The sequence below is a fragment of the Allobosea sp. FG18 genome (assembly GCF_057809495.1).
Genome location: NZ_JBMDKB010000032.1, coordinates 13,435 through 26,948 on the forward strand (window position 1 = coordinate 13,435; position 13,514 = coordinate 26,948).

13 protein-coding genes are annotated in these 13,514 nt (G+C 64.4%); 6 read left to right on the forward strand and 7 right to left on the reverse strand.

The features are described 5' to 3' along the window. Positions 1 to 14: 14 nt before the first annotated feature. From ACODTJ_RS25975 to ACODTJ_RS25995, 5 genes are read left to right on the forward strand one after another with little or no spacing between them, the layout of a single operon-like run. The gene (locus tag ACODTJ_RS25975) at positions 15 to 980 is read left to right on the forward strand and encodes an ABC transporter permease (protein ID WP_089173074.1); all 966 of its coding nucleotides are present in this window, start codon (positions 15 to 17) and stop codon (positions 978 to 980) included. 10 nt (positions 981 to 990) lie between these two features. Continuing rightward, positions 991 to 1,884, forward strand: coding sequence for an ABC transporter permease (locus ACODTJ_RS25980; protein WP_454654094.1), 894 nt, complete (start codon positions 991 to 993; stop codon positions 1,882 to 1,884). Next, the gene (locus ACODTJ_RS25985) at positions 1,782 to 2,900 is read left to right on the forward strand and encodes an ABC transporter ATP-binding protein (protein ID WP_488850803.1); all 1,119 of its coding nucleotides are present in this window, start codon (positions 1,782 to 1,784) and stop codon (positions 2,898 to 2,900) included. The genes ACODTJ_RS25980 and ACODTJ_RS25985 overlap by 103 nt, the downstream gene beginning before the upstream one ends. Further along, a complete protein-coding gene (locus ACODTJ_RS25990) occupies positions 2,900 to 3,931 on the forward strand; it encodes an ABC transporter ATP-binding protein (protein WP_454654093.1) in 1,032 nt (343 codons plus the stop codon). The genes ACODTJ_RS25985 and ACODTJ_RS25990 overlap by 1 nt, the downstream gene beginning before the upstream one ends. Further along, complete coding sequence (locus ACODTJ_RS25995) at positions 3,928 to 5,373, forward strand: ABC transporter substrate-binding protein (RefSeq protein WP_454654091.1); 1,446 nt, start codon at positions 3,928 to 3,930, stop codon at positions 5,371 to 5,373. The genes ACODTJ_RS25990 and ACODTJ_RS25995 overlap by 4 nt, the downstream gene beginning before the upstream one ends. 37 nt (positions 5,374 to 5,410) lie before the next feature. Here ACODTJ_RS25995 and ACODTJ_RS26000 read toward each other — a convergent pair whose 3' ends face one another. The 4 genes from ACODTJ_RS26000 to ACODTJ_RS26015 are packed head-to-tail and all read right to left on the reverse strand — an operon-like array spanning position 5,411 to position 9,992. Then, complete coding sequence (locus ACODTJ_RS26000) at positions 5,411 to 6,340, reverse strand: dihydrodipicolinate synthase family protein (protein ID WP_089173070.1); 930 nt, start codon at positions 6,338 to 6,340, stop codon at positions 5,411 to 5,413. A gap of 30 nt (positions 6,341 to 6,370) precedes the next feature. Then, complete coding sequence (locus ACODTJ_RS26005) at positions 6,371 to 7,033, reverse strand: aspartate/glutamate racemase family protein (RefSeq protein WP_454654090.1); 663 nt, start codon at positions 7,031 to 7,033, stop codon at positions 6,371 to 6,373. An 18-nt stretch (positions 7,034 to 7,051) separates the two neighbouring features. Then, positions 7,052 to 8,515 carry a dihydropyrimidinase gene (hydA, locus tag ACODTJ_RS26010; RefSeq protein WP_089173068.1) on the reverse strand — a complete coding sequence of 488 codons (1,464 nt, stop codon included), beginning with the start codon at positions 8,513 to 8,515 and terminating at the stop codon, positions 7,052 to 7,054. A 22-nt stretch (positions 8,516 to 8,537) separates the two neighbouring features. Further along, positions 8,538 to 9,992: an amidohydrolase family protein gene (locus ACODTJ_RS26015; RefSeq protein WP_198302233.1), complete on the reverse strand. Its 1,455-nt coding sequence runs from the start codon at positions 9,990 to 9,992 to the stop codon at positions 8,538 to 8,540. A gap of 151 nt (positions 9,993 to 10,143) precedes the next feature. On the opposite strand from ACODTJ_RS26015, the gene ACODTJ_RS26020 reads away from it, so the two are divergent. Then, positions 10,144 to 10,836, forward strand: coding sequence for a GntR family transcriptional regulator (locus ACODTJ_RS26020; protein WP_454654087.1), 693 nt, complete (start codon positions 10,144 to 10,146; stop codon positions 10,834 to 10,836). Between the two features lie 71 nt (positions 10,837 to 10,907). Here the strand turns inward: ACODTJ_RS26020 and htpG are convergent, their stop codons facing one another. From htpG to ACODTJ_RS26035, 3 genes are all read right to left on the reverse strand, one after another. Next, complete coding sequence (gene htpG, locus ACODTJ_RS26025) at positions 10,908 to 12,809, reverse strand: molecular chaperone HtpG (protein WP_488850807.1); 1,902 nt, start codon at positions 12,807 to 12,809, stop codon at positions 10,908 to 10,910. Between the two features lie 115 nt (positions 12,810 to 12,924). Next, entirely contained in the window at positions 12,925 to 13,191 is a 267-nt protein-coding gene (locus ACODTJ_RS26030; protein WP_454654084.1) for a hypothetical protein, read from the reverse strand. Positions 13,192 to 13,246: 55 nt separating this feature from the next. Continuing rightward, the gene (locus tag ACODTJ_RS26035; RefSeq protein ID WP_488850809.1) at positions 13,247 to 13,447 is read right to left on the reverse strand and encodes a hypothetical protein; all 201 of its coding nucleotides are present in this window, start codon (positions 13,445 to 13,447) and stop codon (positions 13,247 to 13,249) included. Between the last annotated feature and the right edge of the window lie 67 nt (positions 13,448 to 13,514).

The window sequence follows — 13,514 nt, forward strand, 5'->3', positions numbered from 1 at the left end:
GAAAGTTTGCCCTCGTGCTAGGCTATCTGCTCAAGCGATTGATCCAGATGATCGTGGTCCTCTGGGCCGTGTCCGTGCTCGTCTTCGTGATGATGAGCTTCACGGGCGATCCGACGTACATGATGGTCCCGCTCGATGCGACCGAGGCGCAGATCGAGCAGGCGCGCCGGCTGCTTGGGCTGGATGACAGCCATCTCGTGCAGTACTGGCGTTTCCTGTCGAGCCTACTGCAAGGCGATTTTGGCCGATCTTTCGTGTTTCGGCAGCCGGCGATGCAGCTGATCCTGGAGCGCTTGCCGGCGACGCTTGAGATCGTCGCTCTTGCCATGGCGATCGCGCTCGTGCTGGCGATTCCACTCGGCGTCTACGCCGGTGCCAACCCGCAGCGCGCGGGCAGCCGCGCCGTGATGGCGGGCTCGCTCGTCGGCATCTCCCTGCCGGGCTTCTGGCTCGGCATGGTTCTGATCTTCGTCTTCGCCGTGAAGCTCCAGCTCTTTCCTTCCTCGGGACGCGGTCCGACGCAGGAATGGCTCGGCATTCGGGTCAGTTTCCTGAGCTGGGAGGGCCTGCGCCACCTCATCCTGCCGGCGCTGACGCTCTCGGTCGGCACGCTCGCCATACTGATGCGCATCATCCGCGCCGAGATGATGGAGGTGATGAAGCAGGACTACATCAAGTTCGCCCGCGCAAAGGGCACGGATCGGCGGGGCGTGCTGTTCAAGCACGGGCTCAAGAACGCGCTGATCCCGCTTGTCACCGTATTCGGGCTGATGCTGGGCGATCTCATCGCTTTCGCGACGCTGACCGAGACGATCTTCGCCTGGCCCGGCATCGGCAAGCTCCTGGTCGACTCGATCTATCGCGGCGACCGACCGGTGATCGTCGTCTACCTGATGTTCGTAGCCTTCATGTTCGTCGTCGTGAACTTCGTCGTGGACATGCTTTATGCGCTCATCGATCCGCGCATCAAGATCAAGTGAAGCGCAGCCGATGAACGCTTTATCGTCGTCGATCTCCCGCTTTGCAGCCTCGGAGTTCTTCCACAACTTCCGCCATAACAGTTCCGCCATCCTCGGCAGCGCGATCGTTGTGATGTTCGCGGTTATGATCGCGCTGGGCCCATGGCTCGTCGCGCAGGACCCTTATGACGTGGCCCAGCTCGAACTGATGGATTCCTTCAAGCCGCCGGTCTGGCTGGAAGGCGGGACGTCGCAATATCTGCTGGGCACCGACGGACAGGGCCGCGACGTGCTCGCCAGCATCGTTTACGGCAGCCGCATATCGCTGTTCATCGGAGTCGCGGCGATGTTGGGCTCCTGCCTGCTCGGCACCACGCTCGGGCTTCTCGCGGGCTTCTACGGCGGCCGGCTCGACAGCCTGATCATGCGCATCGCGGACATCCAGCTCTCCTTTCCCTCGGTGCTGACCGCGCTCTTCCTGATGTCGGCGTTTGGAACCGGCGTCGACAAGGTGCTGATCGCGCTCGTCTCGGTGGGCTGGGTCGTCTATGCGCGCATCGTTCGCGGTTCGACGCTCCGCGAAACGCAGAAGGAATATGTCCAGGCGGCGCGGGTTTCAGGCTTGCCGAACCGCAAGATCATCCTACGCCATGTGCTGCCCAACGTGCTGACGCCGCTGATCGTCGTGGCGACGATCCAGGTGGGTACCTTCATTTTGATTGAAGCGTCCCTTTCCTTCCTCGGCGTCGGCGTGCCGATCACGGAGCCCTCGCTTGGCCTGCTCATCAAGAACGGCTTCGACGTACTGTTCTCCGGCCTGTGGTGGATCTCGGTATTCCCGGGGCTGTTCATCATGCTGATCGTGTTCGGCATCAACCTGCTCGGCGACTTCCTGCGCGACGAGCTAAACCCGCGGCTCAAATGATCTCAGCCCCGCTCCAGACCGGCGCGATCCAAACCGCCGAGAATGTGCCGTTGCTCTCCGTCCGCGGCTTGAAGACGTACTTCCACACCTTCGGCGGAGTGGTGAAAGCGGTCGACGGCGTCGATTTCGACCTGGCAACAGGCGAGATACTCGGTCTCGTCGGAGAATCCGGCGGTGGCAAGTCCATGATCGGCTTCTCAATCATGGGGCTTATCGACCCGCCGGGCCGCATCGAGGCTGGCGAGATCCGATTCGAAGGGCAGGATCTGGTTCGGCTCGACGAAGGCGGCATGCGCAGTATTCGCGGCAAGCGCATCGGCATGATCTTCCAGGATCCGATGACGGCGCTCAATCCGCTCTACACGGTCGGCAACCAGCTGGAGGAAATGCTACGCCTGCACACCGATCTACCGGCGGCGGCGCGACGAGCCCGCTGCATCGAGATGCTGCGCGAGGTCGGCATTTCCCAGCCGGAGGAACGGCTGAACAACTACCCGCACCAGTTCTCGGGCGGAATGCGCCAGCGCGTCGTCATCGCGATCGCGATGATCGCCGGCCCCCGCCTGCTGATCGCCGACGAGCCGACGACGGCGCTCGACGTGACCATTCAGGCGCAATTGCTGCGGTTGATGAAGCGGCAGGTCGAGCAGACCTCTGCCTCGCTGATCCTGATCACCCACGATCTGGCGGCCGTTTCGCAGATGGCCGATAAGATGGTTGTCCTTTATTGCGGACGCATCGTCGAACGGGGCTCGACAGCGCGCTTGATCCGCAGCCCTGCCCATCATTACACGCGCGGACTGCTTGACTCGATCCCGCATGACGACCGCTCGCGGCGCCGTTTGCACCAGATTCCCGGCTCGGTGCCGAACATTCGAAAGCTGCCGCCCGGCTGCGCCTTTGCTCCGCGCTGCCCGGCGGCTCAACCTCTATGCCGCGAGGTCGAGCCGGTGCTGACCGAGTTCGCGCCGGGCCAAGCCGCAGCATGCCATTTCCCGCTGGAGGCGAAATTCTGATGGCCCCGCTGCTGCAGGTCCGTGATCTCGAACAGCGCTTCGACGCGAGCGGCGGCTTCTTCGACCGTCTGCGCCTGCGCAACGGTCGGATCACCGCGCCGCGACGCATCGTGCATGCGGTCAACGGCGTCAGCCTGACGATCGAGCGCGGCGAGGTGCTCGGCATCGTCGGCGAGAGCGGCTGCGGGAAGTCGACGCTCGCCAAGACCGTTATCAAGCTGCACGAGCCGACGGCCGGCTCCATCCTGCTCGACGGCGAAGACATCACCCGCCACGGGTTCGCTCTCATGCAGCCAATCCGCAGCAAGATGCAGATGATCTTCCAGGACCCCTATGCTTCGCTGAACCCGCGCCAGCGCGTCCGTGACATCGTGATGGAGCCCTATCTCGAAAACGCGCCGGGCAAGGTGCACGATGTGCAAGAGAAAGCGCTTGCGCTGCTCGCCAAGGTGGGCCTCGGCCCCGAGCATGCCGACCGCTATCCGCACCAGTTCTCCGGTGGTCAGCGCCAACGCATAGGGATCGCGCGTGCGCTGTCGGTTGAACCCAAGCTCATCATCGCGGATGAGCCGGTCTCGGCGCTCGATGTTTCTATCCAGGCTCAGATCCTCAATCTCATGATGGATCTCAAGGACGAGTTCGGCTTCTCCTATCTCTTTATCACGCACGATCTTTCAGTGGTCCGTCACATCAGCGACCGGATCGGGGTGATGTATCTCGGCTTCATGGTGGAGACCGGTCCGACCGAGGCGATCTTCGAGAGCCCGAAACACCCCTATACGCGCGCGTTGCTCGCAGCCGCGCCGGTGCTCGGAGAGCCGCTCGCAGCGGCCGCCGATGAGATCAAGGGTGAGGTGCCGAGCGCGATCGACCTGCCATCGGGCTGCTGCTTTCGCACCCGCTGCCCGCTTGCCTTCGATCGCTGCGCGCGGGAGCGCCCTGTCCTGCGGTCGAAACCAGGCGGGCAGTCCGTCGCCTGCCATCTCCATGACGGTACGGCGCTCGCCACCTCGACGGATACTCATCCATGACAACGGTTACGATCAGCCAGCCCCGGATCACCCTCGACGATCCCCATGCCTGCACGGACTCCAATGACGTCCTCACCGTTTTCGGCGCGTTGTTCGACACGCTGGTACGGCGCGTGCCCGGCGGTGGTTACGGTCCCTCACTCGCGACGCAGTGGTCGGTATCGGAGGATGCGCGGTACTTCACCTTCCGCCTGCGCGAGGGCGTCGTCTTCCATGATGGCGAGCCTTGCGACGCGAACGCGGTGCGTTACGCATTGCTGAGGATGGCGCGCCCGGACATGGGCGCGACGCTCGGCGCGCCGGGCGTCTACGGACAGTATCTTGCTGGAATGACGGTCGAGGTCATCGCCAGCCACGAAATCACGCTCACACTGGCTCAGCCGCTCGCGGACCTCTTCGACATCCTGTCCTACGGACACATCATCTCGCCGGCCGCCGTCGAGGCGGCGGGTGATGATCTCGCGAAACGGGCGGTCGGAACCGGTCCTTACAGGCTTGAGCGCTATGTCCCTGGCGAGCGGATCGAAGCCGTTGCCAACCCGAACCATTTCGACGGAGCCCCCCGCTTCGAACGGCTCGCGTGGATCAAGGGCGAGACGGCGCCGGCGCGCGCCGAGGCGCTGCGGACAGGCTCCGCCGATGTCGCCAACGGCCTGCCGCGCTCGGCGCTCTCGGAGCTCGCCGCGCCCGGCTTCACCACGCATGACTTTCTGGCGCCGACGGCGCTGATCATGATGTTCAACGCCGCCGAAGGACCCGCACGCGACCCTCGCGTCCGGCTTGCGCTCAACCTCGCTATCGATCGGGAGGCGCTGGTCCGGGAGGTGCTCGGCGGCGCGGGCCAGCCCCTGCATGGCTTCGTCAGCCCCGTGCATTACGGCGTCGATACGAAGGCGCAGCCCTTCGCCCGCGATATGGCCCAGGCGCGAAGGCTCCTTGCCGAGGCTGGCCACGACAACGGCCTCACGCTGCAGCTCTATTGCCCGACACGTTTGCCGGACGAGGCGCTGGCGCTAGCCGATGCGGTGGAGGCGCAGTTGATGGAGCTGAACGTGCGCTTCGAACGCCATATCGAACCCGACCGGGTGCACTACGCCAATCAGGTCCGGCTCAAGGCGATCCACGACCTCTGCGTCTTCGATTCAAGCCCGATGAGCGTCTTCCGCGTTCTGCACGAGAAGATCGATTCGCGCGTCCGCGGCGCGTGGTGGGAGGGCTACGCCAACCCCGCCGTCGAGCGGCTTATCGACGAGGCGCGCGCGACGGTCTCGTCCGAGAAGCGCGAGGCGCTCTACCGGCAATGCTACCGCCTGCTGCAGCAGGACCCGCCCTGGCTCTATCTCTACAACCATCGCCGGGTGATCGGTCTGCGCGGCGACCATCCCGGCTGGCGGATGCACACCGACGGCGTGCTCGACGTTCGCGCGCTTCCACCGCTCTGAGCCTTGCAGGCAGAGCGGCGAAGCTGCGCTCGCCGATCTACGCGAGAGCCGCCAGGCGCCGCTCCTGGCGTTCGATCAGCCGCTCGATATCGGCGAGATCACCGGGCGAAAGCCGACCGGAGGGCGCGCGCAGCGCCGCCGAGGCAATGACCCCGCGCCGCGCCAGAATGTGCTTCCTGATCTGCAAACCGAAGCCGGGCTGGAGTTCGTAGCGGGCCAGCGGCAGATAGGCGTCGAAGAGATCATGCGCGCGCTCGACATCGCCCGCTGCATGCGCCTTGCAGACATCGATCATCATTTCGGGGTAGGCGAAGCCGGTCATCGCGCCATCGGCGCCGCGGCTCAGCTCCTCGGGCAGGAAGACCCCGCCATTGCCGCACAGAATGGAAATGCGGCGGGCCTCGCCGCGATCGCTTGCCGCGCGCAGCGCGCCGATCTTGTTGAGGCCCGGCCAGTCTTCGTGCTTGAGCATGACGCAGCTTGGGAGATTGCGAACGATGCGCAGGATCACCGAGGCCGAGATCTGCACACCCGTCGCCAGCGGGTAGTCCTGCAGTACGAACGGAATGTCGCCGAGTATCGCGGCGGCCGTCTCGAAATAGGCGTAGATCTGGTCGTCCGTTCTCAGTGAGGAGGGAGGAGCGATCATGACGCCCGAAGCGCCGGCATCCATCACCTGGTCGCTCAACTCCTTCATCGGCGCGAAGCCCGATGCGGAAACGCCAACCACAACCGGCACCTGGCCGGAGGTCCGCGCCAGCACCTGTCTGACGACAGTCAGCGATTCGGCGGCGGTGAGCTTGGGCGCCTCACCCATCATGCCGAGCAGCGTGAGGCCCGTAGCGCCCTTGTCGACGTAGAAATCGACCATCGAATCCAGACTGGCGGAATCAATTGCGCCCTGGTCGGTGAATGGGGTGACAGCGATGACATACACGCCGGACGCAGTTTCGCTGATGTGTGGCATGGGCCGTGTTCTTTCGAGCAGAGAGTAAAATCAGAGATCGGCGAGGAGCACGCGGCCGAGCGCCATCGCTGTCGCGGCCTGCGTTGGCTCGACGACCGGGATGCCCAGTTCGGCCTCAAGGCGGGCGCGATAGCGCGCCATGCCCGCGCAGCCCATCACGATGACGTCCGCGGCATGGCTGTCCCGCAGGGACCGGCCGGTCGCCGCCATGCGCTCATAGGTGCGCAACTCGTCGGCGAGCTCGGTCACGCCCAGGCCGATCGACAGGTCGCCCGCGAAGCGCGCCATCACGCCCATCGCGCCGAAATAGCGCAGGTGGCGGGGGATCGAGGTCGGCAGGATCGCAATGACGCCGAAGCGCTGGCCGAGTGTGAGCGCGGTCAGGACGCCAGCTTCCGCGATGCCGAAGACCGGGTGCCGGCTCTGCTCGCGCAGCGCGTGCAAGCCTGGATCACTGAAGCAGGCGATGACGAACGCCGCAGCCTCGTCTTCGAGTTCTCTCGCTCGCTTCAGGAGGGGGCTGATGACCCCATCCACATCACGCTGGCTCTGGATGCCGGCGGGGCCCTCCGGCAATGTCAGGCAGGCGATCTGCGGACCCTCTGGAGTGCGTAGCGGCGCCACAGCCCTATTGATGGCATCGGTCACCAACTCCGAGGAGTTCGGGTTGATGACGAAGATCGTGCGGCTCATGCGGAGCTTTCCTCAGCCTCAGTAGAGATCGGCGCCGAAATTGCGCGCGGGATCGAATTCGGGAGAGAGCCGGCTGGTCGGCTTGGTCGCTTCGCCGGCCTGGCGCAGGAGGAGCCGGCCGGAGCCCGGCCGAGCGTTGAGAGCGCCTTCGGCAACGATGATTTCGCCACGCCTGACGACGGTGCCGGGCCAGCCGGTGATGGTGCGGCCGGCGAACGGGTTGTAGCCGGCATTGTCGTGCAGCTCGTCGGCGAGCTCGACGCGGCGCTCGGGGTCCCAGATGGCGATGTCGGCATCCGCCCCGATCGCCAGCGAGCCCTTGCCGGGCAGGTCGTAGATGCGGGCGGGAGCAGTCGCGGTGAGTTCGACGAATTTCGACAACCCCATCCGGCCTCGGGAGACCATGGCGTCGAACAGCAAGGGCAGGCGCATCTCAAGGCCCGGCATGCCGTTGGCGATCTGCTTGAAGCTGGGATTGTCGCCGGCGCTGAGCTTGCCGCTGGCGTCGAAGCGGTAGGGTGCATGATCGGAGGACAGGATCTGCAGATCGCCGAGTGCCAGCGCCCGCCAGAGCGCTTCCTGATCCGCTTGCGTGCGCTGCGGCGGCGAGCAAATCCATTTCGCGCCCTCGAGGCCGGGGCGATCGAGATCTTGAGCCGTCATCAGCAGATAATGGGGGCAGGTCTCGGCGAAGATCTTGACGCCGCGACCGCGCGCCTCGCGGATCACAGCCGCGCCCTCCGCCGTCGAGACGTGGAAGATCACGATCGGCTGGTCGAGCAGTTCGGAAAAGGCGACCAGGCGGTGGAAGGCCTCGACCTCCGCGGCACGCGGGTGGCTTACCGCGTGGAACTTCGGCGCGACGTAGCCTCGGGCGACGAGCCTGTCGCCCATCCATTTCAGCAGGCCGTGATTCTCCGCGTGGACGCAGATCAGCGCGCCTTCGGCTCGCGCGGCCGCCATCACGTCGAGCAGTTGCTGGTCGTTCACCTGCACCGCGTCGTAGGTCATGAAGACCTTGACCGAGCGATGGCCGGCCCTGATCAGGGCGGGCAGATCGAGCGCGATGGTCTGCTCGTCCGGGTTGGCGACCATCAGGTGGAAGGCGTAGTCGATGATCGCCCCTCTTCGCGCCAGCGCCGCATAGTCCTCGACGACCGTCACGAGGTTGGCGCCGCGGTGTTGCGCCGCGAATGAGACGACCGTGGTCGTACCGCCGAAGGCGGCCGAGCGCGTTGCAGTCTCGAAAGTGTCGGCGTTCATCAGGCCGCCGCCCGACAACTGCTCGATATGGCAGTGGGCGTCGACACCCCCGGGCAGCACGAGCATGCCCGCAGCATCGATCTCGCGCCGCCCGGCAGGCAGGTTGAAACCGATCGCCGCGATCTTTTCGCCGGATATCGCCAGATCGGCCTTGAAGACGTCGGTCGCGGTGGCGAGCGTACCGTTGCGAATGACGGTGTCGTATTGGATGTCTGTCATCGCTGTCTCCGGTACTGGGCGGTCAGTGGACGCCGCTCGCGCGGGTATGGCCGAAGAAGTCTTCCGGCATCGCAAGCAGGTGGCTCAGCCCGGTACGCTCCAGCATCCGCTCGCATTCGCGCTGTGCCGCCGCGATCACGGCATCCTCCGCGACACTCAGCACGCGGCGGTCCTGCATCAGCACGCGGCCGTCCACGATCACCGTGTCGACGTCGTTGCCGTTGGCAAAGCAGGTGACGCGGAAGGCGGGCATATTCATCGGCGCCATGTGCGGCCGTGCCAGGTCGACCAGGATGATATCGGCCTTCTTGCCGGGCTCCAGCGATCCGATCTCGGCCTCCAGCCCGAGCGCGCGGGCCCCGTCGATCGTCGTCATTTCGAGCACGCGCCCAGGCGGGAGGACGGCAGGGTCGCGGAAATGCGTGCGGTGATAGTGCATGCATTGCTGCATGTGGCGGAACATGTCGGCCGAGCGGTCGGGCGCCGTTGCATCCGAGCCGAGGCAGACCGTGACGCCTGCGTCGAGCAGCTCCGTCGCCGGGCAGCGGCCAAGGATAGAGGCCACTGCGCTCGGGTTATGCGCGATCCGGGTGTCCGTTTCGGCGCAAATAGCGATCTCGCGCTCCGTCAGGTTCGTCGCGTGCGAGAGCAGCGCATCGGGCCCAAGCAGTCCCATCGCATGGGCATAGGCGACGCTGTTTCGCGTGTGACCATCCTGCGTGAAGAGCGTCCCTGTCTCACGGGACAGGGCGCGGGCGGCAAGCGTCTGCCGCCTTGCTTCTTCAAGCATGACGGGATCGAGGCTATCGATATGCTCGTCGCGCAATGTCGGCGTGAGCATGGCGATGCGGATGCGGTTGCCGAGCGCCCCGTGCCAGCGCGCGATGACTTCCCGGCAGGTCTGCATCTGGCGATCGAAATCGACCTTGGTGTCGCTGCGCCGGTCACCGTCCCAGCGTGCATAGGTTCGCGGGTGCGGCGGCCGCGTCGGGCCGATCGCGACGATGGAGCGCGTCCCGACCTCGCCGACTCCCTCGCAATGAGCAGCCGCATAGGCGGGATCGTCCGTGCGCATGATGCTATCGCCGCCGCCGAGCAGGGATACACCGGTCGTCACGCCGAAGCGAAGCCGCTCCACGGCCGCAAGCTGGGCCTCGGCATGCCAGAACGCTTCGGACGAGCCCACCGTGTAAGCCTGCTCGCAAGCGTCGTACCAAAGGTCGCTGCGGCCGCCGCCCATCGTCTTGATCAACCCGTGGCCGGCATGGGCGTGACCGTCGATCAAGCCGGGCATGATCGCCTTTCGCCGGGCATCGATCACGCGTCGAGCGCTATGCCGATTGCCGATCTCTTTGCTCGGGCCAACATCGACGATGCGGTCCTCGACGATCGCGACGGCTCCGTCATCGATGATGCGTCTTGAACCATCCATGCTGATGACCACGCCGCCCGTTACAATCAGATCAGCCAAGCTCATCTCCCTCGACCTGCAGCAGCGACGCGCTACGTGACTCCAACATACTGATGGTATACACATGGGATGGCGTGACGTGAACCCTTTCAATGCGGCTTCCGGTGCAAGATTGCCCGTGACCGTTGGGCGGGCACCCGTTGCGTCCGGCGAGTAAATGCGGCAGCTCAAATCCAGGAATGAAGGGATCCCCGCATTGACTGCCGACCAAGCTTCGATCTCGACCCTCGGCCACTCGACCTATGAGCGGCTGCGCGACATGATCCTCAATGGTGAATTGCCGGCGGGGGCCTCGCTGCAGGAGAAGAAGCTCGCCGAGCGTCTTGGGGTTTCCCGCACGCCAGTGCGCGAAGCTACGATGCGCCTTATGATGGAAGGCTTAGTCCTACGTACTGCTGGGCTAACCCCGGTCGTGCGCCGTCTCTCCACTGACGACTTCATCGAAATCCTGCATGTCAGGCGACTACTCGAAGTCGAGGCTGCCGGACGAGCCGCCGAAACGGGCGGATCTGCGGAACTCCGTGCGATCGCCGCTCGCATCGCCGAATTTCGCGATGGCTACGAGCCTACGCCTGAAGAGCATGTGGCCGTTGATGATCGACTTCACCAAATCATTGCGGGTCTTGCGGGATCCCGCCTGCTGGCGGAGATGATCGACGATCTTCGCAAAAAGACCAAAATCTTCGACATGGGACGGTTGCCCGAGCGTTTTGAGCCCGGGGTGCACGAGCATCTGGAGATCATCGATGCCGTTTTGGCGCGGGACGTGACACGTGCGCAGGATGCGATGCGAGCTCACATCGACAATGTTCGATCTAGCGTCATGAACCACTTGAGGCGGTTGTTCTGAGGCGTGCCACAATCAGACATTTCGAAGGGACTTGGAACCGGACATTCAAGAACCATCCGCAGCGGTAAAATCTACCCTTTGCGTTGCCCTCCGCTATCGCCGAAGCTTTGTGTCACGAGCCGGTTGAACCTCTCCACGAATGCATTTGCGTCGGTCGGCCGCTCGCCGTCCAAGACGCGGGCGGTATCGAGGAGTAGGTGGGCGACATCGCAACGCAGCACATGATCGTTATCTGATGCGAGAGCTGAGATCATCACATGCCGAGGGTTGACCTCGAGGATCGGCTTGGCAGCACTTTCGACGCGCCCCGCGGCGCTGAGCAGGCGTTCGAACTGGCGATCCGGCCCCTTATCCGACGCGACAAGGCAGACCGCGCTCTCGGTCAGCCGATCGGAGGATCGGACATCCGCAACCTGTTCGGCCAAAATCTCCTTCATCGATGCAAGTAGAGCGGTGATCTTCTCGCTCGCTTCCGCCGACGGAGGCGCCGCGCCATCAAGCAGCGGGATAAGACCGAGATCGGCCGCCCCTTGCGTCACCGACTTGAACGGCTTGCCTTCGAAATCCGGGGCTGCCGAGGCCCAGAAGCTGTCGATGGGATCCGACAGCAACAGCACCTCGATGCCGCGGGCCCGAAAACCTTCGAGCTGCGGGGAATTGGCGATCCGGGAGGCGTCGTCGCCGGCGATATAGTAGATCGCGGTCTGGTTGTCCTTGAGCGCGCCGATATAGCCTTTGAGGCTGCGCCACCCTTCGCCGGAGGCCGTGGTCCGGAAGCGAGCGAGGCCGAGCAGTTGCTCCCGGCGCGCGAAATCCTCGTAAAGCCCTTCCTTGATGACGACGCCGAAGTTTTCCCAGATCAGGCGGAATGTATCCGGTTCCTGTTCGGCCAGTTTCGCGAGATCGGCGAGGACACGGCTGGTGACGCCCTTCTTGATCGCGCCGAGCAACGGGCTGTCCTGGATCATTTCGCGAGAGAGGTTGAGCGGAAGGTCGGCGGTGTCGACGATGCCGCGCACGAAGCGCAGGTAGCGCGGCAGGAGTTCGGCTTCGTCCGTGATGAAGACGCGCTTCACATAAAGCTTGATCCGCCCCTTGCGGTCGGCGTCGAAGAGATCGAACGGGCGTGCGCCCGGGACGAAGGCGAGCGCGGTATATTCGTGCAGTCCTTCGGCGCGAAAATGGATCGTGGCCACCGGCTCGTCATATTGTCCCGCAACGCTGCGGTAGAAATCGGCGTATTCGTCCTTCGTGATCTCGCTTTTCAGCCTGGTCCAGAGCGCGGCTCCATCGGAGAGGGCGACCGCATCTGCGCCCGGCTCCGTGATCAGCGAGATCGGGACCGGTACATGGCCGGACTGTTCCTTGACGATGCGCTCCAGCGTCCAGCGCTCGGCATAGGACTTGGCCTCCTCCATCAGGTGAAGCGTCACGCGCGTCCCGCGGGACGGAGCCGCGTCGAGCGCCGCAGGCGCCACGGTGAATTCGCCCTTGCCGTCCGAAGACCAGATCCAAGCTTCGGCGCTGCCGGCACGGCGGCTGACAACCTCGACCTTCTCGGCCACCATGAAGGCGGAATAGAAGCCGACGCCGAACTGGCCGATGAGCTGCGCGCCGTCCTTGCCTTCGGTGTTAGCGACCCGCTCCATGAAGCTGCGCGTACCGGAGCGGGCGATCGTGCCGAGAGCTTCGATCATCTCGTCATGGCTCATACCAATGCCGTTGTCGGCAATGGTTAGCCTGCCGGCCTCCGGATCGGCCGAGATGGTGATTGTGAGCTTCGGGTCGTCCCCCAGAAGCGCGGGGTTGCCGATCGCTTCGTAGCGCAGCTTCTCGCAGGCATCAGCTGCGTTCGAGATCAGCTCGCGTAGGAAAACGTCCCGGTCGGAATAGACCGAATGCACCATCATGTGGAGCAGGCGGGAGACGTCAGCTTCGAAGCTGCGATGCTCGGCTGCGGCGGTCGTTGTCATTCGGATGTCTCGAATAGATTGGCAGCGGGGAGACGCTGGCAGAGAGCGATATCGCGCGGGACCGCGGCGAGCCAGCCTATTTGCTAACGGCCGGGGGTACTGTCGAGAGCGGCGTTCACCCGCTCCCCGACGCTTGTCGATTAGATAACGTCCTGACCAGAGCAAGTATGGCGTTCAACCGCGCGGTCGCGAACTCGCCGGCGCCAGGCAACTGAGCCTCGATGTGAGCGGCGACGGTCTGCCACGTTGCTGATCCATCCCGCGTCATGACGGCCAGGAGATTATCCTTGAGGCCATACGTTGCGCTCTCGGCGTTGGTGATGAGGGCCTTGAAGCGGTCGGAAGGCGAGCGGTCTTTAGGTTCCTGTGGGGCATCGGTCATGTTGGATATCTGATGCGATGGAGGAAATGCAGGGGGATTTTTTGCGGCTTCTCGCCTAGGCCTTCTCGCGAAACCGGTCGATCGCACGCAGTGCGAGATCGTCCTCGTCTAGCGCCAGCGGAACCAGCGAAGCCACGATATAGGCGAGGTTGTTTCGCTCCAGCTCGTCAGAGCCCGCCGAAAGCGACGGCTTGAGTTCCGCCCATGCCTTTTCAAGAGCAGCTTCGGCACGGGCCAGATCGATGGGATCGGTCAATGAGGAAAGGGGCATAGCGTTCCCCTAGGCATAGCGTGTGCGGTTGGGATCCTGAGAGGGGGCGCCG

Bases quoted from the DNA above. Each gene is read 5' to 3' on its own strand.
- ACODTJ_RS25980 (WP_454654094.1), top strand. From the start codon at position 991: ATGAACGCTTTATCGTCGTCGATCTCCCGCTTTGCAGCCTCGGAGTTC.
- ACODTJ_RS25990 (WP_454654093.1), top strand. From the start codon at position 2,900: ATGGCCCCGCTGCTGCAGGTCCGTGATCTCGAACAGCGCTTCGACGCG.
- ACODTJ_RS25995 (WP_454654091.1), top strand. From the start codon at position 3,928: ATGACAACGGTTACGATCAGCCAGCCCCGGATCACCCTCGACGATCCC.
- ACODTJ_RS26000 (WP_089173070.1), bottom strand. From the start codon at position 6,340: ATGCCACACATCAGCGAAACTGCGTCCGGCGTGTATGTCATCGCTGTC.
- ACODTJ_RS26005 (WP_454654090.1), bottom strand. From the start codon at position 7,033: ATGAGCCGCACGATCTTCGTCATCAACCCGAACTCCTCGGAGTTGGTG.
- hydA (WP_089173068.1), bottom strand. From the start codon at position 8,515: ATGACAGACATCCAATACGACACCGTCATTCGCAACGGTACGCTCGCC.
- ACODTJ_RS26015 (WP_198302233.1), bottom strand. From the start codon at position 9,992: ATGAGCTTGGCTGATCTGATTGTAACGGGCGGCGTGGTCATCAGCATG.
- ACODTJ_RS26020 (WP_454654087.1), top strand. From the start codon at position 10,144: ATGCGGCAGCTCAAATCCAGGAATGAAGGGATCCCCGCATTGACTGCC.
- htpG (WP_488850807.1), bottom strand. From the start codon at position 12,809: ATGACAACGACCGCCGCAGCCGAGCATCGCAGCTTCGAAGCTGACGTC.
- ACODTJ_RS26030 (WP_454654084.1), bottom strand. From the start codon at position 13,191: ATGACCGATGCCCCACAGGAACCTAAAGACCGCTCGCCTTCCGACCGC.